This window comes from Acidovorax temperans, from assembly GCF_028596105.1.
In the GTDB taxonomy this organism is placed as follows: domain Bacteria; phylum Pseudomonadota; class Gammaproteobacteria; order Burkholderiales; family Burkholderiaceae_C; genus Acidovorax; species Acidovorax temperans.
Map to the genome: position 1 here is coordinate 2,778,197 of NZ_CP117193.1, position 21,735 is coordinate 2,799,931.

Genomic DNA, 21,735 nt, shown 5'->3' on the forward strand with positions numbered 1-21,735 from the left:
GAGACACACACCATGGAATTTATTGCCCATAACCTCGCCCCCATCATGTTTGCGGGGCTCATCTGCTTCTTGCTGGTCGGCTTTCCGGTCGCCTTCAGCCTGGGAGCTTGCGGCCTGTTCTTCGCCTTCATCGGCATCGAGATGAACGTATTGCCCGAGGCGCTGCTGCAGGCCTTGCCGCTGCGTATCTACGGCATCATGCAGAACGACACGCTGCTGGCCATTCCGTTCTTTACGCTCATGGGATTGATCCTTGAGCGAAGCGGCATGGCCGAAGACTTGCTGGACACCATTGGTCAGCTCTTCGGCCCCATCCGCGGCGGCCTGGCTCTGGCCGTGATTTTTGTGGGCGCCCTGCTCGCTGCAACCACCGGCGTGGTGGCTGCCTCGGTGATTTCGATGGGCCTGATCTCGCTGCCCATCATGCTGCGGTATGGCTATGACCGGCGGCTCGCGGCCGGCGTGATTGCCGCCTCTGGCACTCTGGCACAGATCATTCCCCCTTCGCTGGTGCTCATCATCATTGCCGACCAGCTGGGTCGCAGCGTGGGTGACATGTACAAGGGCGCCTTCCTGCCTGGTCTGATGCTCACCGGCTTCTATGCCCTGTACGTCATCTTGCTGGCAGTCATCAAACCCCAGTGGGTGCCTGCACTGCCCCCCGAGGCACGTACGCTGCGCGAAGACAACGGCAAGAGCGGTGTGCCATCGCTGCTGGTGTTGACTGCCATCTGCACGGCAGCCTCCATCTATGTCGCCAAGAACATGCCTGCACTGCACACATGGTGGTCGGGCGAAGCCGTAGACAAGGTCGCTCTGGACGAAACCATCGTGGTGTCCATGTGCTTCGGCGTGGCACTGGCTTTCGTTGCCGCCAGCTTCAACAAGATCACCCGCCTGGGTCTGCTGTCGCGTGCGGCTGAACGAGTGACGTTCGTGCTGATCCCCCCCCTGCTGCTGATCTTCCTGGTGCTGGGCACGATCTTCTTGGGTGTGGCAACACCTACCGAAGGCGGCGCTATGGGTGCGCTGGGTGCCATCGTCATGGCTGTCATTCGTGGTCGTCTGTCGATGAGCCTGCTGACGCAAGCCCTCAATACCACCACCAAACTCTCGTGTTTCGTGGTGTTCATTCTGGTGGGCGCCACCATCTTCGGCCTGACCTTCCAGGGCGTGGATGGCCCGCTGTGGGTGGAACATCTGCTGTCGGGCCTGCCAGGCGGCCAGCTGGGCTTCCTGATCGTCGTGAACATCATGGTGTTCTTCCTGGCGTTCTTCCTGGACTTCTTTGAACTCTCGTTCATCGTGGTGCCTCTGCTCGCCCCCGTGGCCGACAAACTGGGCATCGACCTGATCTGGTTCGGTGTGCTGCTGGCCATCAACATGCAGACATCGTTCATGCATCCTCCCTTCGGCTTCGCGCTGTTCTATCTGCGCAGCGTGGCTCCAGCCAAGGAATACATGGACAAGGTCACCAAGAAGATGATTGCGCCCGTGACTACGACCCAGATTTACTGGGGCGCCATTCCCTTCCTGTGCATCCAGATCCTGATGGTGGCCCTGGTGATTACCTTCCCTGGCATTGTTTCGAGCGGGCTGGACAAGGCCGAGGTGTATGACCTGGACAAGGTTCGCCTCGAAATGGAAGCCAACATGCCAGCACCCATGGAGCAGGCTGATCCCACGGCTGGCATGCCCGGATCAGAGGCCCCAGCAGCCGAAGATGATCCTCTGAAGGCCATGCAGGAATCTCTGTCGCAGGACGCTGAGAAGAAGAACTGATGACCATGGCAAGGCCTGCAAGGGTCTTGCCATCATGCTCAATTTGAAAACCCGCCAGTGTTGCCACTGGCGGGTTTTCTTTTGGGGGGTGCGAGCTACATCAGTTCACATCGTCGATGCAACGCCAGCGACTACCCATATCGCCAGCGCACATTCACCGCCATTCATGGTTACGGAGCAAACGCGGCAGCACTGGCATATGAATGGAGCGCGACCACCAACGCCAAGACATCACTGCAAGAGGCATGGGGCGCCTGGCAGCGCCTGTGTCTGGGATACGCACCCCTGAATGCCTTCCCTGGCCCACTCTAGGACGGCATACGCAGAGGGTTATGTTGAGGGGCTATACAACCTCGCCGGCCACTCAAGGATCAGGACGTTTCGCACCTCTCTCTTCATCGAGGTCGCAGGCCCCTCTACAGCACGCACCCACAAAAAAACCCCGCCAAAGCCCAAAGCTTTGGCGGGGTTTTGCATGCCCGGAGTGGCGCTAGACCACCCGTTTGCAATCAGAGCTTTTGCGACGACATGAAGCTGTCGAAACGCGACTCTGCAAAGCGGAACCAGAGGATCTGATCGCGCTGGAAATTGCGGTAGTCAGCGTAAATCTTCTTCCAGTCTGGGTTGCTCTTGTCGAGGTCGGCATACAGACCCATGGTGGCTTTGAACGAAGCGTCCAGCACCGTTTGCGGGAAGGGCACGACCTTGGTCTTGGCGGCCACCAGTTGCTTGAGGGCGCCGGGGTTGCGAGAGTCGTAGCGGGCCTGTGTGCTGACGTGGGCTTCGTGCGCAGCAGCACGCACAATTGCACGGTTCTCGGCAGACAGGCTTTCCAGAGCCTTCTGGTTCACGTAGAACTCCAGATTCAGGCTACCTTCCCACCAGCCTGGGTAGTAGTAGAACGGAGCCACCTTGTGGAAACCCAGCTTCAGATCGTCGTATGGGCCGATCCACTCTGCGGCGTCGATGGTGCCCTTTTCCAGGCCTTGGTAGATTTCGCCGCCAGGAATGTTCTGTGGCACGCCACCCATGCGCTCGATCACCTTGCCACCAAAGCCGCCCACGCGGAACTTCAGGCCCTTGATGTCTTCAGGCGACTTCACTTCCTTGCGGAACCAGCCGCCCATCTGCGCGCCGGTGTTGCCACCCAGGAAGTTCACGATGTTGTACTGAGCATAAAACTCGCGCATCAGCTTGGTACCGTTGCCATCGACCATCCAGGCTGTGAGCTGGCGGGAGTTCATGCCGAAAGGAATCGCACCGCCAATGGCAAACGCTTCGTTCTTGCCGAAGAAATAGTACGGAGCTGTGTGAGCGATTTCGACCGTACCGTTTTGAACGCCATCGACCACGCCAAACGCGGGCATCAGTTCGCCTGCGGCATGCACGGACACTTCGAACTTGCCGCCCGACATTTCCTTGACGGCCTTGGAAAACACATCGGCAGAGCCATAGATGGTGTCCAGCGACTTGGGGAAGCTGGATGCCAGACGCCAGCGAACCGTGGCTTGGGCATGCACTGCCGGAGCAATGCCGGCAGCGAGCACGCCGGCGATACCGGTCTTTTTGATCAGGGAACGACGATCCATGGTGATTTTCCTTCTATACACATGCGCTTTTGGCACATGACGGGCCCAAAAAAAACCGGCATCTGTGCTGCAGGGTGTACAGCCCAGGCTACCGGATCGAAAAATAAAACCGGGTCTGCCAAAACAGCCCCGGACAACACAGTTACAGCTTCACGCCGGTCATGTAATTGTCAAAACGCAGCTCAGAGTAGCGAGCCCACAGCAGTTGGTCACGCTGGAAGGCGCGCATGTCCTGGTGGATGGTTTTGAACTCGGGCGACTTGGCTTCGTGCTCGGCAAAGACTTCCATCGAGGCCTTGTAGCCAGCGTCCATGATCTCCTTGGGGAAGGCCTTAAGCTGGGTCTTCGCGGCCACCAGGCGCTTGAGAGCGATGGGGTTGAAGGCGTCGTACTTGGCAGTCATGTCGCGGGCAGCCACGGTGGTGGCGGCATCGACGATGGCCTGGAACTCAGCGGGCAACGCAGCGTAAGCCTTGGCGTTGATGAAGAACTCCAGCTCGGCGCCACCTTCCCACCAGCCGGGGTAGTAGTAGAACGGTGCCACCTTGTTGAAGCCCAGCTTTTCATCGTCGTACGGACCGACGAACTCGGTGGCGTCCAGCGTGCCCTTTTCCAGGGCCTGGTACACGTCACCCGCAGGCATGTTTTGCGGCACCACACCCAGCTTTTGCATGGCTTCGCCAAACAGGCCACCACCCATGCGGAACTTCAGGCCCTTGAGGTCGGCCACGGTCTTGATTTCTTTGCGGTACCAGCCGCCCATTTGGGTGCCAGTGTTGCCAGCGCTGCGGCTCTTGATGTTGTAGTTGGCGTAGAACGCGTCCATCAACTTGCGGCCGTTGCCGTGGTCCATCCAGGCATCCATCTGGCGGGCTGTCAGGCCGAAAGGCACGGCGCAGCCAAAGGCGAAGATGGAGTTCTTGCCGGTGTAGTAGTACGGGGCGGTCTGCGCCATCTCGATCGTGCTGCTCTGCAGCGCGTCCACCACGCCGAAGGCAGGCATCAATTCACCGGCTGCATGCACCGACACTTCGAACTTGCCGCCGGACAGAGCGCGTACCGTTTTCGCAAACATTTCGGCGCTACCGAAAATGGTGTCCAGCGACTTGGGGAAGCTGGAAGCAAGGCGCCAACGCACGGTGGCCTGGGCGTGAACGGCTGGGGCAATACCCGCGCCGAGCACACCGGCAATACCGGCCTGTTTGATGATGGAACGACGATCCATGTAAATCTTTCCTGAGTGATGACCACACCGCTCGACGGCCGGGGCTTGGAACAAGCACTGACCGGTACGTGCGAATTGAATCTGCATTGTAAAAACTTGCGGGCGGCGAACTTTGCGGGTTATCCCGCGAAAACCCCGATGTCTCGGCTGCCTTTCAGGGTTTTGCAAGCTTGTTTCGCACGCGCGCAGCATTCCACCCTACCGAGTGGAGGTAGAAGGTGCCGGTGCGCAAATCAGAGCGCGGCGATGCAGAACTTTGAGCAGGCCCCTGCAGCAAGACCAAGTTGGCCACGTGGAGCGCTGCACATGCTGACGTGCGGAGCAATGTCCGCAGCGGGCAGTCAGCCCTCTGCCGTTGCAAAGAACCGCTTGGCGATGGACTGTTGGATGCCATCGGCATCTAAGCCCTGCAGGGCGAGTAGCTTCGCGGGGTCGCCGTGCTCAATGAACACATCTGGCAAACCGAGCTGCAGTACAGGCAAGGTAATGCCCGCAACATTCAAGGCTTCCGTGACGGCGCTGCCCGCACCGCCCATGATGGCGCCCTCTTCCACGGTCACCAGTGCATCGTGCTGAGAAGCGACCTGCAGTAGCAGATCCACATCGAGCGGCTTGGCCCAGCGCATGTTGACAACGGTGGCGTTCAACGATTCAGCCGCCTGCAGTGCGGGGTACAGCAAGGTGCCGAAGGCCAGGATGGCCACACGCGGCGCGGCGAGGTCATCCGTCGCCACGCGTTCACGGCGGATCTCCCCCTTGCCGAAGGGCAAGCCTTCGAGCGAAGCCAGTGGGGATACACCGGCGCCGCTGCCGCGCGGGTAACGCACGGCAACCGGGTGGTCTTGTTCAAAAGCCGTGCTGAGCAGCTGGCGGCACTCGCGCTCATCCGCAGGGCAAGCCATGCTCATGTTGGGAATGCAGCGCACAAATGGAATGTCGTACGCACCCGCGTGCGTCGCGCCATCAGCGCCCACCAGCCCCGCGCGGTCCAGTGCGAACACGACGGGCAGGTTTTGCAGGGCCACGTCGTGGATCAACTGATCGTACGCACGCTGCAGAAAGGTGGAGTAGATCGCCACGACCGGCTTCACGCCTTCGCACGCCATACCGGCGGCAAACGTCACCGCATGCTGCTCGGCAATGCCGACGTCGTAGTACCGATCAGGGAAGCGCTTTTCAAACTCCACCATGCCCGAGCCTTCGCGCATCGCGGGCGTGATGCCCACCAGTCGGCCATCTTGCGCCGCCATGTCGCACAACCATTGGCCAAACACCTGGGTGAAGGTTTGCTTGGGTGCAGCCGTGCTTTTGACCAGGCCGACGGCCGGGTCGAACTTGCCGGGGCCGTGGTAAGCCACCGGGTCTGCCTCGGCCAGCTTGTAGCCCTGCCCTTTTTTGGTGACGACGTGCAGGAACTGCGGGCCCTTGAGGCCCTTGATGTTCTCCAGCGTGGGGATCAGCGAGTCCAGGTCGTGCCCGTCAATGGGGCCGATGTAGTTGAAGCCGAACTTTTCAAACAGCGTGGCTGGCACCACCATGCCCTTGGCCTGCTGTTCAAAGCGCTTGGCCAGCTCCAGCAGCGGCGGAACCGGCCGCAGCACGGTCTTGCCCACATTCTTAGCAGCCGCGTAGAACTGGCCGCTCATGAGCTGGGCCAGGTAGCGGTTGAGCGCACCCACGGGTGGGCTGATGCTCATGTCGTTGTCGTTCAGGATGACCAGCAGGTTCGCATCGGTCACGCCACCGTTGTTCAGGGCTTCAAAGGCCATGCCAGCGGTCATGGCGCCATCGCCAATGATGGCCACTGCGTAACGATCTTCCCCTTTGCGCTTGGCCGCCATGGCCATGCCCAGCGCCGCAGAAATGCTGGTGCTGGAGTGCGCCGTGCCAAAGGTGTCGTACGGACTCTCAGCCCGCTGCGGAAAACCAGAGATACCGCCCAGCTGGCGCAACGTGTGCATGCGGTCACGGCGGCCGGTGAGGATCTTGTGTGGATAGGTCTGGTGGCCCACATCCCACACCAGGCGGTCTTCCGGGGTGTTGAACACATGGTGCAAAGCCACGGTCAGCTCCACCGTTCCCAGGTTGGAGCTGAGATGACCGCCAGTTTGAGAGACGCTCTCCAGCACAAAACCACGTAGCTCGGTGGCCAGCACCTTGAGGTCTGCCCGGGACAGTTTGCGCACGTCTGCCGGATCGTTGATGGTTTGCAGCAGGGGGTAGGAAGTCGTGGCCATTTACTATTCTTTTAATAGCTGCCAGCGCTTATATATCAAGCGCTAGCGGCTGATTTAAACATCAATCTGAACGCAACTGGCAAGGCAGTCCCGATAACAAGTCAGTGCGACCTGCGCACCACCATGTCAGCCAAAGCCGCCAGGGCGCGCACGTCAGGCAGGCCACTATCGGCCAAGGCCGCATGGGCTTGTTCAAGCAACTGCGAAGCGTACTGCTGAGCGCGCTCCAGCCCCAGCAGCGACACATAGGTCGGCTTGTCGCTGGCAGCGTCTTTGCCCGCGGTTTTGCCCAGCGTGACCGAGTCTGCCGTGACGTCCAGGATGTCATCCACCACTTGAAAGGCCAGGCCCACCGCCGCTCCGTAGTTTTCCAGAGCGGCACGGGCTGTGGCCTGAGCCCCTGCACAGGTCGCGCCCATCATCACGCTGCCTTCGAGCAACGCTCCAGTCTTGAGGCGGTGCATCTGGCGCAATTGGTCTTCGGTAAGTGACAAGCCGACGCTTGCCAAATCAATCGCCTGCCCTCCGGCCATGCCAGCTGAGCCCGCGGCATGGGCCAGTTGGCGGCACAGATGGGCCTGCACAGCGGCTGAAATCCGTTCATCGTCGGGGGTCAGCAGCTCAAAAGCGAACGCCTGCAACGCATCGCCAGCCAGCAAAGCCTGGGCCTCGCCAAACTGCACGTGCACGGTGGGCTTGCCACGGCGCAGCACATCGTTGTCCATGCATGGCATGTCGTCGTGCACCAGCGAATACGCGTGAATCAGTTCTACAGCGCACGCCGCGCGCAGAGCGGCTTCATCAGCACCGCTACGCTGCGTCACATCCAATGCGGTCGATTGGGCGCTGAGGGCCGCCTCGTAAGCCGCCAGCACGAGCAAGGGGCGCAGGCGCTTGCCACCATCCAGAACGGCGTAGCGCATGGCATCGCCCAGACCTGCCGGGGCCTCAATGCCCACCCAGCGAGACAGCGCGTCTTCCACTCGGCCCAGGTGGTGCTTGCTCCACCCGTTCAAATCCCAAGCGGTCAGAGATGCAGGAATCATGGCGGCGCTCATTCTTGCCCCCAAGCTTGCAGACTGCCTTCGTCCAATACCTTGATCTGGTCTTGCACTGCATCGAGCCGCTTGCGACAAAACGCCAGCAAGGCAGCGCCCCGCTGGTAGCCAGCCAGCATCTGGTCCAAGGGCATCTGGCCGGATTCGATGCGGCCAACCAGTTGCTCCAATTCTTCCAGCGCCAGCTCATAGCTGGCGGGTTCGTTGGGCAGATCGGTCTTGGGAGAAGCCTTGGGCATGGACAGTGGGCGGCTGGCGCAGGTAAAACCAAGGATTTTAGGCGCAGCATCCACAGAGCTTTGCCTTGGGGACACGTTTGCGCGTGCCAAGCGCTTTTCAGCAGGCAGTGATGAACTTGCGCAAACCCTGCTCTGGGTCAAGCCCGCGGCACCAATACACGCAAGGGGTGCGCGGGAATAACCCCACCGCCTATAATCCCATTTTCGTCGAGCCGGCTATCTCCCCTAGCCGGTTTCTTTTTTCCAGATGCGCATTTGCGCACCTCCCGCACTTTCTCCCTGTGGGGAGTCTTTAGGTCAGGTCACCCATGTCTGATTTAAGTCTTCAACTGCAGCAGGCTGCAAGCCAACTACCAGTTTCAAGCTACTTTGACGATGCGCTGTTCCAGCGCGAGCTGGAGACCATCTTCCAGCGCGGGCCCCGCTACATGGGGCACCAACTTTCTGTGCCCAATGCGGGCGATTACTACGCATTGCCCCAAGAGGGCGAGGGCCGTGCCTTGGTGCGCAACGCCCACGGCGGGGTGGAGCTCATCTCCAACGTGTGCCGCCACCGCCAGGCCGTGATGCTCAAGGGCAAGGGCTCGCTGCAAACGCAGCAAAAAGGCAGCGCAGGCGGCAACATTGTGTGCCCCCTGCACCGCTGGACTTACAGCCCCAAGGGCGAATTGCTGGGCGCGCCGCACTTCGCGCACGACCCCTGCCTGAACCTGAACAACTACAAGCTGCGCGAGTGGAACGGCCTGCTGTTTGAAGACAACGGCTACGACGTGGCGACAGATCTGGCGCAAATGGGCCCGAAGGCCGATTTGAGCTTTGACGGCTATGTGCTCGACCATGTGGAACTGCACGAGTGCAACTACAACTGGAAGACCTTCATCGAGGTCTATCTGGAGGATTACCACGTCGGCCCCTTCCACCCTGGCCTGGGCAGCTTTGTGACCTGCGACGACCTGCGCTGGGAGTTCGGCAAGAACTATTCGGTGCAAACCGTGGGCGTGGCCAACCGCCTGGGCAAGGCCGGCAGCCCGGTGTACGAACGCTGGCATGAAGCCCTGCTGGCGTACCGTAACGGCGTGCCACCAAAGCACGGAGCCATCTGGCTCACGCTGTACCCGCACATCATGGTGGAGTGGTATCCGCACGTGCTCACGGTCTCGACGCTGCATCCCATCAGCCCGACCAAGACGCTGAACATGGTGGAGTTCTACTACCCCGAAGAAATCGCAGCCTTCGAGCGCGAATTCGTGGAGGCGCAGAAGGCCGCCTACATGGAAACCTGCATCGAAGACGACGAGATCGGCGAACGCATGGACGCGGGCCGCAAGGCCTTGCTGGAACGTGGCGACAACGAAGTCGGCCCCTACCAGAGCCCCATGGAAGACGGCATGCAGCACTTTCACGAGTGGTACCGCCAGACCATGGGCAGCGCGGTGCCTCAACGCTGAGGCCACCCGGCTCCTCACCCATCCGCGGCCAAAAGCCAATCGTCCAAATACAGCGGTAAACCGCCGCCAGTCACACGGACGTGCCCTTGCCGCTCTCATTAGAATAGCTGCCAGCGCTGGAAACTCCAGCCTCGGCGGCTATTTTTATTTCAACTCACTGATCAGGTTCCACGTTCCATGCAAGCACTTTGGATGGTGTTGGCCGCCTTCATATTTGCCAGCATGGGGGTGTGCGTGAAGATGGCTTCGGCCCACTTCAACGCAGCAGAACTGGTCTTCTACCGCGGCCTCATTGGCATCGCCATTCTGTGGATGCTGGCGCGGTCCCAACAAATCACCCTGGCAACCCGCTACCCCGGCATGCATGCCTGGCGCAGCCTGGTGGGGGTGGCCTCTCTGGGCACCTGGTTCTATGCCATCGGCAAACTCCCCCTGGCCACCGCCATGACGCTCAACTACATGAGCAGCGTGTGGATTGCCGCCTTCCTGGTGGGCGGCGCATTGATGGCCTGGCGCCCCACTGCCGCCACCCCGCGCCCGGCATTTCAGGGCTCGCTGGTCCTCACGGTGCTGACGGGGTTCGTGGGCGTTGTGCTCATGCTGCGCCCCAGCCTGGACCAGAACCAGGCGTTCGCGGGCCTGGTGGGACTCCTCTCGGGCATGACGGCCGCGTTTGCCTACATGCAGGTGGTGGCGCTCTCGCGATTGGGCGAGCCTGAATCGCGCACCGTGTTTTACTTTGCCGTGGGCTCGGCTGTGGCGGGAGGTGTGGCCATGGTTTTCAATGGCACGTCGGCCTGGCCGGGCTGGCCCGCCCTGTGGTTGCTGCCCATCGGCGTTCTGGCGGCAGCAGGGCAGCTGTGCATGACGCGCGCTTACTCCACAGCCAAAACATCGCGCGGCACGCTGGTGGTGGCCAATTTGCAGTATTCGGGCATTGTGTTCGCCGCCATCTACAGCGTGGCGCTGTTCAACGACCAGATCCCCCCGATTGGGTGGCTGGGCATGGTGCTGATCGTGGGCAGCGGCATTGTGGCCACCGTGCTGCGCGCGCGCGCCGCACCCGACACCCCTGCGGAAGAACACTGATACACCCAGGGAGCCTCTGCACGAATCACCGCGCCGTGTGCATCTGCGGACTCGAGCGGTCTGCGGCGTTGCAAATGCTCGCAATAGCTGCTGCTATTGCTGCGCTTTGCGCCTTGCAGCCCATCCCGATCCGCAGCGCACACTTTCCGCTCAATTCGTGCCGAGGATCCCTGGCGACATGCGCACGGCGCAAAATAGGCTTTTTGCACCACCCCTGCCCTCGCCCACCGCGCGCCGATGTGCGCCTCCCGGAGCATTCACCCATGACCTACACGACCCTGATTGCCGCCACGGAACTGCAAGCACTGATCGCCAGCGGCCAGCCACTGATGGTGTTTGACTGCAGCTTTGACCTGACCAGCCCATCTGCTGGGGCGCAGCAATTTGCGCAGGCCCACATTCCTGGCGCCGTATATGCCGACCTGGACAAGAACCTGAGTGCCAAGCACGGTGCGCCAGGCGCACATGGCACGCTGGTGGCACAAGAGGCAGACCAGCCTGCATCCGGCGGCCGCCACCCTTTGCCCAGCCGTGAACGTTTTGCCATGTGGCTGTCGAGCGTGGGTTTTTCCAACGACATGCAAGCCGTGGTGTATGACCGCCAGGGCGCCAACTACTGCGGGCGGCTGTGGTGGATGCTCAAATGGGCAGGCCACGATGCGGTGGCCGTGCTCGACGGCGGCTTGCAAGCCTGGCAGGCCGCAGGTGGCGCTGTGGCCAGTGGCGACGAGCCCGCGCATTTTCAAAGCCACTTCACCTTGCACACGCCGCTGCGCCGCTTGGTCACAGCCAGCGAAGTGCTGCAAAATTTGCAGCAGCCCACGCAGACGGTGGTGGATGCGCGGGCCACACCACGCTACCGGGGCGAGACAGAGCCGCTGGACCCTGTGGCCGGTCACATTCCGGGCGCGCTGAACCGGCCCTTTGGCCTGAACCTGGGTTCAGACGGCCGCTTCAAGCCCGCAGCACTGCTGCGCGCCGAGTTCGATGAACTTTTGGCAGGCCGTAACCCTGACACCGTGGTGCACCAATGCGGCAGCGGGGTCAGCGCCATCCCCAACCTGCTGGCCATGGAAGTCGCAGGTCTCGGAAAAACATCACTTTTTGCGGGCAGCTGGAGCGAATGGTGCAGCGACCCGGCGCGTCCGGTCGAGCGGGGCTGAGCAGCCCTGGGGTGCTGCCAAGTAGCAGCGTTTTACAAGGGCGCTGCAAGCCAAAGCCTTCGGCGCGTGTAAGGCAAATTCCTACAAACGCCCACCCAAAACCAGACACTCGGCACAGTCAAAAACGGACTTAATTTTTGATTGGGGCAGTTTCACAATCCATTTCAACGGATCACGCAAAACATGCAACCGCATGAAACGCAGATCCAGCCAATGGAAAAGGAAGCCGCCATGACCAACGAACAAATCCTCGCCGAAATCCGCGAAGCCAACCTCACTTACCTGATGCTGGCCCAGAACCTGATTCGCCAGGACAAGGCCGAAGCCGTGTTCCGTCTGGGGTTGAACGAAGAAGCCGCGGACATCCTGGCCTCGCTGTCGGCCGCCCAGGTGCTCAAGCTGGCGTCATGCAACACGCTGCTGTGCAGCTTCCGCGTGGACGACAACCTGGTGTGGAGCTTGTTGACCAACCACACGGCCAAGAAGGTGGGCAACGAAGCCACCAACACCCTGCACGCCAACATCCTGATGGCCAGCCGCGTGTCGGAAGTGCTGTAAGGCACACCCACTTCTCGCTCTTCGCCCTCGAACCCGACCATTTCTCGAAAGCCTGCCATGACCGCCACTCCCACCGTCGCCAAAAGCGTGCTGAATGAATCCAAGCAGATCGAACGCGCTGCCATGCTCATCCAGATGGGAGCCCGCATGCAGGTGCTGGAGTCGGAAACCACTCTGTCGTACGAGCGCCTGATCCGCCTGTACAAGGAAATCGCAGGCAAGTCGCCCTCCAAAGGCCAGTTGCCCTTCTCGACCGACTGGTTCCTGACCTGGCAAGAAAACATCCACAGCTCGCTGTTCCTGAACATCTACGAATACCTGTCCAAGGGCGTGGATCTGGATTCGGTGGAACTGCTGACCAAGGCCTACCGCCTGTACAACGAACAAGTGGCCACCGCCGAGATCGAGCCGCTGCTGTCTTTCACCCGCGCATGGCGCCTGGTGAAGTTTGTGGACGCAGGCATGCTCACCCGCACCAAGTGCAGCCAGTGCGGCGGCCAGTTTGTGACCGAGCTGTATGAAAACCGCCACTTCACCTGCGGCCTGTGCAACCCACCCGCACGCGCAGGCAAGAGCAAGTCTGCCGGTGCGTTGATGCTGCATTGATGAACAAAATGGCCTCTATCGCTTGATAAATAAGCGCCATCAGCTATCAATTAAATAGCAAAGCCAAAGCCAAAAGCGAGCTTGACGCTCGCTTTTGGTTTTTCAGCCCTTGTCAGTAGCGCAAGCCACCGCTGGCGAGCAACGCCCGCACGTTCTCATCCATGGGCACAGCGTAGTTGTGGGCAGCCACCACGGTGTTGCCCGCCGGGGTCACCAGTTTCAGGCTGATGTACAGCGCCGACGCTGACGCTGCATAGGTGCCCACCACCACCGCTTGCGCATCATGGCTCTGGCTCACTTCGCGCACCTCGCGCGACAGCAGCAGTTCGCCCTGGTCCCTTTGCAGCGCCACGCTGTCGCGCAGTTTCAACTCCACCACGCGCACGCCACGCTGCACCATGCGCCCGGCGATTTGCTCAGAGAAGATGCGCCCCAGGCGCGAGGACTCGCTCAGCCGGTCCACCTGGACCAGTGTTGCCACCATCACCGGATGCTGCGCATCCAGCGGCGCGTTGGCCAGCAAGGCGTCCACCGCACGGTGGTTGGCTTCGATCAGGTCGGTGGGAAACCAGGTCGTACCCGGCTTGTCACCGTAATAAAAGCTGCTGCACCCGGTCAGACCGATGAGCACAGCGGCGCTGAAGAAATTTCGGCGTTTCATGGCAAGCGGCTCATGGCGTGGCGGGGGTCGCCCACACGGGCGTTGGCGCGGTCACTCGCCAGCTCTTGACCGGCGTGGGTGGCGGCGGAGGCGGTGGAGGCGGCTCTGGCAAATACAACGGCGCATCGCCACGTTCTATGTAATACAGGTCGGCCGAGCCCGCCAGGTAGCGGTCGGTGGTTTTCAGCGAGGTGGTGATGAGCACTTCCGTGCGCGTGGGGCCACCCGCCGCATCACCTTGCGTGTAGCGCTGAGCCAGGTCTACCGCCAGGCCTGTGCCCACGCCCAGCAGCGTGGCCATTCCAGGCAGCAGGCTGCGGTCCGGGTAGTGCTCGCGCCAATCGCGCCACACGCCCACGCCCGCCCCCAGGGCAGTCCAGTGCAGCGGCACGGGCGAGCTTGCAGACAGCGGCTCCAGGTGTTGCACCAGCTGGGCCTCGATTTGCAGTTCCACCTCGGTGGGCCCCGTTGCCAATGTCACGCCCCGGTTGAGCAATTGCACACGCAGCAGCTTGAGGAAGCCTTGGCTGAAGCTGGATTTGTCAGTCACCGTGAGATGAATGGGATGCTCCCCCGCAGGCCAGGCGGCAATTTTTTCTGCCACCCGGGCCGCCACGTCATTGGCCAGCACGTCCCAGTGGTGAACGGCCCGGGCCTTTTTCTGGCCCGTGGCGGGGTAGTTGTCAGCGCGCGGCACATCCAGCGTGCCGCAGCCAGCCAGCAGCAAGGCCGCCAAGAAAGCGGCAGAAGAAGTGCGGAATGTGCAAGAGGGCATGGCACGCATCGTAGCGGCGTACCAGCCGCGCAATCCGGGCAACAAGGCCTGTTTTTCCGCCCAAAACACAGGTTCCGCCGCTTGGCGCAGCGCGCGCCTGGCACACCTATGTCAAGAGCCTAGACGGCGGAAAGTACAGCGTGATCGGCAACCCCGGCACCTACCCTGCAGCTGCCTACGCCAGCGCCAACTCCGGCACAGGCGTGGCCGATTTGCTGGTCACGTATGCCGGCAACACCGCTGCCTACCAAGCCATTGACCCGCAACCTGCTCACACCTGGATCTACGCGAAGGACAACACCGCCCAGGCCATGCTGCTGCACACCGCCAGCACATGCACCGACATGCAGACGGCGCTGGCCAAGGCCAACAGCCCACGCATGAACACAGGCATGGTCTACCCCACCAACCTGACCATCGGAACGCCTTGGTCGGCGCTGCCCACCTACTGGCCACAGCTGCTGGGCACGGTGGACGCCATCAACAAGAAACGCACCCTTCCTTTCTGCTGAACAAGGACGGGGGAGCAAGGCCGGTGCTGATGCAGCCCGGGCCTTGCCACTGAACGCAAATCCACCGACTAAAGCCGTGCCCACACCCCAGCAATGGCTGTGGTGCTTCGCCCAAGTTGCTCAACCGCTGTAGAAGGCTCTGCTAAAGGCTTTAGCAGCTAAATTGCGACGCAGGCGGCCACCTACACACAGCGGGCTGGAGCTGCCCCACAATCCGCGCATGAACGCGTCTGTTACAGCTCCACAGCCCTCCCCCACACTGCCCTCAGAGCCGGGCGCGGCCCTGGCGCCGCACTCGGAAGAAACCCCCTGCAGCGCCGATGCAGCGCAGGCGGCAGCGGACGATGCCCCGCGCGAAGCCATGACTGGCACAGAGCCCCCCGCCTCCCCGCCTGCCCCCGCGCCCCTCATGCTCCACATGCCTGTGGATGTGCGCAACCTGTCGTTGGCCTTGCTGGCGCTGTTCGCCAGTGTGGCGCTGCTGCACTGGGCCAGCGCCGTGTTCATCCCCATCATGCTGAGCCTGCTGCTGACCACCGCGCTGCGCCCCCTGGTGGAAGTGCTGTACCGCTACCACGTACCACGCTGGCTCAGCGCCGGCGCACTGCTCATCAGCCTGGTGCTGGGGCTGGCCAGCGCCGCATGGTCGTTGAGCGATGGCGCCACCCAATTGGTGGACTCGTTGCCCGTGGCCGCCAAGAAAGTGCGCGACAACCTCAAGGCGCGGGCGGGCGGCAGCAGCCCGCTGGACACCGTGCAAAAGGCGGCCACCCAGATCGAGCAGGCCGCCACCGAAAACAGCACCACCAGCCCACCCCGGCGCGGTGTGCAGCGGGTGGTGGTGGAGCGCCCGCCATTCAATGTGCGTGACTACCTGTGGAGCGGCACCATGGGGTTGATGTCTGCACTAGGTCAACTCACGGTGGTGGTGTTTCTCACGTTTTTCGCACTGGCCTCGGGCAACCTGTTTCGCAACAAGCTGCTGCGCATTGCGGGCACCAGCCTGGAGCGCCGCAAGATCACCATCCATGTGCTGGAAGACATTACCAACCAGATTCAGCGCTATTTGCTGGTGCAGGTTTTCACGAGTGTGCTGGTGGGCGCGGCCACGGGCCTGGCCTATTGGGCCCTGGGGCTAGAAAACGCGGCCGTATGGGGTGTGGTGGCGGGGGTACTCAACCTGGCGCCGTACATTGGCTCTGCGCTGGTCACCGGGGCATCGGCGCTCGTGGCCTTCCTGCAGTTCGGCTCGTTCGACATGGCCCTGGCCATTGGTGGTGCATCGCTCGTGATCCACACCATCGTCGGCAACCTGCTCACCCCCTGGCTCACCAGCCGCACCAGCAGCATGAGCCCCGTCGCCGTGTTCGTGAGCGTGCTGGCCTGGGGCTGGCTGTGGGGGCTGTGGGGGCTGCTATTGGGCATTCCGGTCATGATGGCCGTGAAGGCGGTGTGCGACCGGGTAGAAGACTTGAAGGCGGTGGGCGAGCTGCTGAGCGACTAAACCCTGATGATGGAGGGCCTCTGCTCCACGAGGTTGATCGTAGTTTTGCTACGATATGTTAAAACTAACATCAATGCTAAATTCATTCCTCTCCGAAATGCGTCTCCTGCGCAGCGGCATCAGGACTATGTATGGGGACACCGGAGCCGCGGCAGGGCGCATACGCCATGAGCACCTCAGTGCCGTCCTGCGACTGACCCCCATGGCCATGGCGGCCAACATGGGCAATGCTTCACTCATTTTGTGGAGCTTCAAAGACAGCCTGACCGCAGGGCTTTTCAGCTGGTGGGCGGTGATGATGACGCTGGCCAGCATGTCGCTGCTCAGCTGGTTCCGGTTCCGGAATCGCAGCTCCACCCAGGTGTCCTGCCGCGCTATCCGCCGCTCTACCCTGCACGCTGGCGTGCTGGCGCTGGCCTGGGGTTTTCTTCCCGTGGTGTGGTTCGCCGATGCAGGGCACAGCCAGCAGGTGGCGATTACCGCCTTGTTCACCGGGATGATGGGGGCCGGCGCCTTTGTGTTGGGCGCCCTGCCGCTGGCGAGCATGGCGTATGTGGCAGTGTTCGCAGCGTCGGCCTTGTGGGCTCTGGCGCGTGCAGGAGAACCGCAGTTCATCGCATTTGCCCTTCTGGTGCTGCTGTATGCGTTCATGGTGCTCGTCGGCGGCATTTCGTACTGGCGCAAGGCCACCGCGCTGATCCTGGCCAAAAACGAGGCCATCCGGCACGAGCAAATGCTGGCGGTGGTGTTGCAGGACTTCGAGCAGCGAGCAACCGACGCCCTGTGGGAAATCGACACCGAGGGCCGCTTGCAGCAGCCCTCTGCGCGCTTGGCCAAGCTGCTGCACACCGCACCTGACACGCTCCGGGGCCTCTCGCTAGTGTCTTGGCTGGAGCAACATACGTTGAGTGGCAGCGGCGACCTGGCCCAGGCGCTGGCGAAAGGCGTGCCATTCCATAACGTGGCTGTGGTGATTGAACAGGGTGGCCAGCACTGCCATCTGGCGCTCCAGGGCAAGCCCTTGTTCGATGAACTGGGGCAACCCTCAGGCTGGCGGGGTGTGATGTCAGACCGCACCGCCGTGGCACAAGCGCAGGAGCGGTTGCAGCGGCAGGCGCACACCGACTCCCTCACCCAATTGGCAAACCGGCTTTCATTGCACAGTGCCATTGAGCAGCAACTGCGGGTGCATCCCCCCTCGGGTGCGTTGCTGCTGCTGGACTTGGACCATTTCCAGACCGTCAATGACACCTTGGGACACTCCGTAGGCGACACGCTGCTCACCTGCGTGGCTGAGCGTTTGCTGCAACATGCACCGCCCCACAGCCTGGTGGCCCGGCTCGGCGGGGATGAGTTCGCCATATTGCTGCACCACAACGACGCCGAGCGAGACCCCACCGAAGCGCAAGCACTGGCCGCACGGCTGGTGACGGCACTCTCACGCCCCTACCAGATCAAAGAGCGGCGATTGCGAGTGGGCGCCAGCGTAGGCATTGCGCTGATAGACGGTGAAGTCACCCATGTGGACGAATTGCTGGTGCGGGCCGACATTGCGCTGTATGACGCCAAGGCCCATGGCCGGGGGCGCGCTGCCGTATACACCCATGCATTGCGAGAACGCACCCGCCGGCGGGCCGAGGTGGAAGAAGGCTTGCACCAGGCTGTCCGCCGCGACGAACTCAGCCTGCATTGGCAGCCCAAGGTGGATCTCTCCACCTGGAAAATCACCGGCACCGAAGCCTTGCTGCGTTGGGAAAGCCCGCAGTTGGGCAAAGTGAGCCCTGGCGAGTTCATCCCAGTGGCTGAGCAAGAAGGCATGATGGATCTGATTGGCCTGTGGGCGCTGCGCCACGCGTGCGAATGCGGGCAAAACCAGCTCAAAGGCGTGCGCGTGGCCGTGAATGTCTCGCCCGTACAGCTGGCCGATCCCGAATTTGTATCGCTCGTGCAATCGGTGCTGGAATCCACAGGCCTGCCTGCTGACCGGCTGGAACTGGAAATCACGGAATCGGTGTTCATCGAAGACACCGAAGCCGCGCTCAAGCAACTGCATGCATTGCACGCCCTGGGCATTCACGTGGCGCTGGACGACTTCGGCACCGGCTATTCATCGCTGAGCTACCTGTGCCGCTTTCCGTTCAGCACCCTCAAGATTGATCGCAGCTTTGTGCAGGAAGCCATGGAGCGCCCTGAGGCGCTGGCCGTGGTGCAGCACATTGCGCAGCTGGCACGGTCCCTGAAAATGCGCACCGTGTGTGAAGGCGTAGAAACCCCTGAGCAACTGGCCATGGTGATTGGCGCGGGCATTGACGAAGCGCAGGGCTACCTGCTGTCTGCCCCCAAGCCACTGGAGTTTTTCAACTCGTTCACCGAGGACTGGAACACGCAGCAGGCACCGCTGGAATATCTGCCGGAATAAAGGATCCAGCGAGGCTTGCAGCCAACCTCGCCTGTTCTTCTCTGCAGGTGCTGCGCGCAATCAACCCGTGTTGCGCAAGCCGGCAGCAATCCCGTTGATGGAGATGTGGATACCTGTCTGCACCCGCTCGTCGCCCTGCCCCGCGCGCCAGCGGCGCACCAGTTCGACCTGCAGATGGTGCAGCGGGTCGATGTACGGGAAACGGTGCTTGATGGACCGCGCCAGGGCCGCGTTGTGCGCCAGGCGCTGCTTGTCGCCAGTGATGCGGGTGAGCGCATCGGCCGTGCGGTGCCACTCAGCCTCGATGGCCGTGAACACCTTCTTGCGCAGGCGGGCATCGGTCACCAACTCGCTGTAGCGGGAGGCCAGGGCCAGGTCGCTCTTGGCCAGCACCATGTCCATGTTGGACAACAGCGTGCGGAAGAACGGCCACTGCCGGTACATGCGCTGCAGTAGGGCCAACTGGGTCTTGGGGTCTTTGCCCTCGGCATTCACAAAGGCTTCGACAGCAGAACCAAAGCCAAACCACCCCGGCAACGTGAGGCGGCACTGCCCCCAGCTGAAGCCCCACGAAATAGCGCGCAGATCTTCAATCTTCTGGCTGGCCTTGCGCGATGCGGGGCGTGAGCCGATGTTCAGCTCGGCGATCTCGCGGATGGGCGTGGAGTTGAAGAAGTAATCGGTAAAACCCGGTGTCTCGTAGACCAGCGCACGGTAGCTGCCCATGCTGGCCAGCGAAAGCTGCGCGGCCGCATCCAGAAACGCTTTGGTGGCAGGCTTGGTGGGCTGCAGCAAGGTAGCTTCGAGCGTGGCGGCCACCAGGGTTTCGAGGTTGCGGCGGCCAATCTCGGGGTTGGCGTACTTAGACGCGATGACTTCACCCTGCTCCGTCAGGCGAATCTGCCCGCGCACCGTACCAGGCGGCTGCGCCAGGATGGCCTGGTAGCTGGGGCCGCCGCCCCGTCCCACCGTGCCGCCTCGGCCGTGGAACATGCGCAACTGAATGCCATGGGTGGTGGCAAGTTCATCGAAGAGTTCGACGAGGGCAATCTCGGCGCGGTACAGCTCCCAGTTGCTGGTAAAGATGCCGCCATCCTTGTTGCTGTCGCTGTAGCCCAGCATGATGTCCTGCTCGCCGCCGCTGCGCTGCACCAATGCTGCCACGCCGGGCAGGGCATAGAACTCGCGCATGATGGGCGCGGCGTTGCGCAGGTCTTCAATGGTTTCGAACAACGGTACCACGATGAGGTGGTTCTTCGATTCGGCATCGAGCGTGCCGGTCATGAGGCCCACTTCCTTTTGCAGCAGCAGCACTTCGAGCAGATCGCTCACGGTTTCGGTGTGGCTGATGATGTAGTGGCGAATGGCCTCATGGCCAAAGCGCTCACGCATCACCCGGGCGGTTTCAAAAATGGCCAGCTCGCCCTGGGTGTGGGCCGAATACTCGGCGCCCACCACACGCAGCGGGCGCGCGTCGTTCAGCAGCTTGATCAGCAGCGCGCGCTTGGCGGCCTCTTGCAGGCCCGCGTAGTTCGGCTCGATGCGCGCCTTGGCCAGCAACTCGGCCACCACCTCTTCGTGCTTGTCAGAGCTTTGGCGCAGGTCTACCGTGGCCAGATGGAAGCCAAACACCTGCACAGCGCGGATCAGCGGGTGCAGACGCTCTTGCGCCAGCGCTTCGCCATGGTGCGACTTGAGTGAGGCTTCAATCACGCGCAGATCGGCCAGAAACTCCTCTGCGCTGGCGTAGGCATTCTGGGGCGCAACGGCATGGCGCGCGGCCTCGCCGCCCGTCAGGTCTTTGAGCGATGCTGCCAGGCGGGCGTAAATGCCGGTGAGGGCGCGACGATAAGGCTCATCCACACGATGCTCGCTGGTGTCGGGCGAGCGCTGGGCCAGGGCTTCCATCTCGGGCGACACCCGCACCAGGCGCGCAGACAAAGACAGTTCTCCACCCAGGTAGTGCACCTCGGTCAGGTAGTGGCGCAGCGCCACGTCAGACTGGCGGCTCAGCGCATACTGCAGCGTTTGCGCAGTGACGTTGGGGTTGCCGTCGCGGTCGCCGCCAATCCATTGGCCCATGCGCAGAAAGCTGTGCACGGGGTATTGGCCCAGTTCGGCTTCCAGGTCGGCGTAGATCTTCGGGATCTCGCGCAGGAAGGTGGCTTCGTAATACGACAGCGCGTTCTCGATTTCATCGGCCACGGTGAGCTTGCTGTAACGCAGCAGGCGCGTTTGCCACAGCTGCGCCACGCGGGCACGCAGCAAGGCCTCGTTGGCGGCCAGTTCACGAGGGGTGAGCGCGTCCTTGGCGCTGTTGTACAGCTGCGCGCGCACCTGGATGTCATCGCGCACGGCCAGCAGTTGGGCGATGTCGCGCTCGGCGTCCAGAATGCTCTTGCGCTGCACTTCGGTGGGGTGGGCGGTGAGCACGGGGGCCACATAGCTGCCGGCGAGCGTCTGCGAAATCGTCTTGGGCGCAATGCCGGCCCAGCGCAGGCGTGACAGGGCTACCTCGATGCTGCCTTCTTGCGTATCGCCCGCACGCTCGTGCACGGCGCGGCGGCGGATGTGGTGGCGGTCTTCGGCCAGGTTGGCCAGGTGACTGAAGTAGGTGAAGGCGCGGATCACGCTCACCGTCTGGTCGCCCGAGAGGGACTTGAGCAGCTTCTTGAGCGCGCGGTCGGCCTCCTGGTCGGCATCGCGGCGGAAAGCCACAGACAGCTTGCGCACCTGCTCGACCAGTTCGTAAGCTTCCACACCCTCTTGCTCACGGATCACGTCGCCCAAAATACGCCCCAGCAGGCGGATATCGTCAATCAGGGGCTGGTCCTTGTCGGATCGTTTCATGCGCGAGGGTCTCCAGAGAT

At 62.1% G+C, this 21,735-nt stretch carries 17 protein-coding genes; 9 read left to right on the plus strand and 8 right to left on the minus strand.

Annotation, left to right across the window (positions count from 1 at the left end; all coding sequences use genetic code 11):
- Positions 1–12 precede the first annotated feature (12 nt).
- Positions 13–1,782: a TRAP transporter large permease gene (locus tag PQV96_RS13085; protein ID WP_067511727.1), complete on the plus strand. Its 1,770-nt coding sequence runs from the start codon at positions 13–15 to the stop codon at positions 1,780–1,782.
- Positions 1,783–2,291: 509 nt separating this feature from the next.
- On the opposite strand, the gene PQV96_RS13090 is transcribed toward PQV96_RS13085, so the two are convergent.
- From PQV96_RS13090 to xseB, 5 genes are all read right to left on the minus strand, one after another.
- On the minus strand, positions 2,292–3,371 hold the full coding sequence (locus PQV96_RS13090; RefSeq protein WP_067511723.1) for a TRAP transporter substrate-binding protein: 1,080 nt from the start codon (positions 3,369–3,371) through the stop codon (positions 2,292–2,294).
- A 142-nt stretch (positions 3,372–3,513) separates the two neighbouring features.
- Complete coding sequence (locus PQV96_RS13095) at positions 3,514–4,596, minus strand: TRAP transporter substrate-binding protein (protein WP_067511722.1); 1,083 nt, start codon at positions 4,594–4,596, stop codon at positions 3,514–3,516.
- A gap of 341 nt (positions 4,597–4,937) precedes the next feature.
- Entirely contained in the window at positions 4,938–6,833 is a 1,896-nt protein-coding gene (dxs, locus tag PQV96_RS13100; RefSeq protein WP_067511720.1) for a 1-deoxy-D-xylulose-5-phosphate synthase, read from the minus strand.
- Positions 6,834–6,934: 101 nt separating this feature from the next.
- Positions 6,935–7,891 carry a polyprenyl synthetase family protein gene (locus PQV96_RS13105; protein ID WP_207373782.1) on the minus strand — a complete coding sequence of 319 codons (957 nt, stop codon included), beginning with the start codon at positions 7,889–7,891 and terminating at the stop codon, positions 6,935–6,937.
- Positions 7,888–8,130 (minus strand): exodeoxyribonuclease VII small subunit, encoded by a 243-nt coding sequence (xseB, locus tag PQV96_RS13110; protein ID WP_044398212.1) that lies wholly within the window; start codon positions 8,128–8,130, stop codon positions 7,888–7,890. The genes PQV96_RS13105 and xseB overlap by 4 nt, the downstream gene beginning before the upstream one ends.
- Before the next feature lie 308 nt (positions 8,131–8,438).
- Here xseB and PQV96_RS13115 point away from each other — a divergent pair, with 308 nt between their 5' ends.
- From PQV96_RS13115 to flhC, 5 genes are all read left to right on the plus strand, one after another.
- A complete protein-coding gene (locus PQV96_RS13115; RefSeq protein ID WP_207373783.1) occupies positions 8,439–9,578 on the plus strand; it encodes an aromatic ring-hydroxylating oxygenase subunit alpha in 1,140 nt (379 codons plus the stop codon).
- Between the two features lie 177 nt (positions 9,579–9,755).
- Complete coding sequence (locus tag PQV96_RS13120; RefSeq protein WP_207373784.1) at positions 9,756–10,667, plus strand: DMT family transporter; 912 nt, start codon at positions 9,756–9,758, stop codon at positions 10,665–10,667.
- 263 nt (positions 10,668–10,930) lie between these two features.
- On the plus strand, positions 10,931–11,830 hold the full coding sequence (locus tag PQV96_RS13125) for a sulfurtransferase (protein WP_273623152.1): 900 nt from the start codon (positions 10,931–10,933) through the stop codon (positions 11,828–11,830).
- Between the two features lie 231 nt (positions 11,831–12,061).
- Positions 12,062–12,388, plus strand: coding sequence for a flagellar transcriptional regulator FlhD (gene flhD, locus PQV96_RS13130; RefSeq protein WP_273623153.1), 327 nt, complete (start codon positions 12,062–12,064; stop codon positions 12,386–12,388).
- A gap of 57 nt (positions 12,389–12,445) precedes the next feature.
- A complete protein-coding gene (gene flhC / locus PQV96_RS13135; RefSeq protein ID WP_044398204.1) occupies positions 12,446–12,994 on the plus strand; it encodes a flagellar transcriptional regulator FlhC in 549 nt (182 codons plus the stop codon).
- Between the two features lie 112 nt (positions 12,995–13,106).
- On the opposite strand, the gene PQV96_RS13140 is transcribed toward flhC, so the two are convergent.
- Both PQV96_RS13140 and PQV96_RS13145 read right to left on the minus strand, forming a co-directional pair.
- Positions 13,107–13,655 (minus strand): FlgO family outer membrane protein, encoded by a 549-nt coding sequence (locus PQV96_RS13140; RefSeq protein WP_273623154.1) that lies wholly within the window; start codon positions 13,653–13,655, stop codon positions 13,107–13,109.
- A 10-nt stretch (positions 13,656–13,665) separates the two neighbouring features.
- A complete protein-coding gene (locus tag PQV96_RS13145; RefSeq protein WP_044398359.1) occupies positions 13,666–14,430 on the minus strand; it encodes a hypothetical protein in 765 nt (254 codons plus the stop codon).
- Positions 14,431–14,462: 32 nt separating this feature from the next.
- Between PQV96_RS13145 and PQV96_RS13150 the strand changes: the two genes are divergently transcribed.
- The 3 genes from PQV96_RS13150 to PQV96_RS13160 all read left to right on the plus strand — a co-directional run bounded on the left by PQV96_RS13150 (position 14,463) and on the right by PQV96_RS13160 (position 18,865).
- Positions 14,463–14,942: a spherulation-specific family 4 protein gene (locus tag PQV96_RS13150; RefSeq protein WP_207373807.1), complete on the plus strand. Its 480-nt coding sequence runs from the start codon at positions 14,463–14,465 to the stop codon at positions 14,940–14,942.
- Between the two features lie 361 nt (positions 14,943–15,303).
- On the plus strand, positions 15,304–16,446 hold the full coding sequence (locus PQV96_RS13155) for an AI-2E family transporter (RefSeq protein ID WP_273625257.1): 1,143 nt from the start codon (positions 15,304–15,306) through the stop codon (positions 16,444–16,446).
- A gap of 97 nt (positions 16,447–16,543) precedes the next feature.
- Positions 16,544–18,865, plus strand: coding sequence for a putative bifunctional diguanylate cyclase/phosphodiesterase (locus PQV96_RS13160; protein ID WP_273623155.1), 2,322 nt, complete (start codon positions 16,544–16,546; stop codon positions 18,863–18,865).
- Positions 18,866–18,925: 60 nt separating this feature from the next.
- On the opposite strand, the gene ppc is transcribed toward PQV96_RS13160, so the two are convergent.
- On the minus strand, positions 18,926–21,715 hold the full coding sequence (gene ppc / locus PQV96_RS13165; protein ID WP_273623156.1) for a phosphoenolpyruvate carboxylase: 2,790 nt from the start codon (positions 21,713–21,715) through the stop codon (positions 18,926–18,928).
- Between the last annotated feature and the right edge of the window lie 20 nt (positions 21,716–21,735).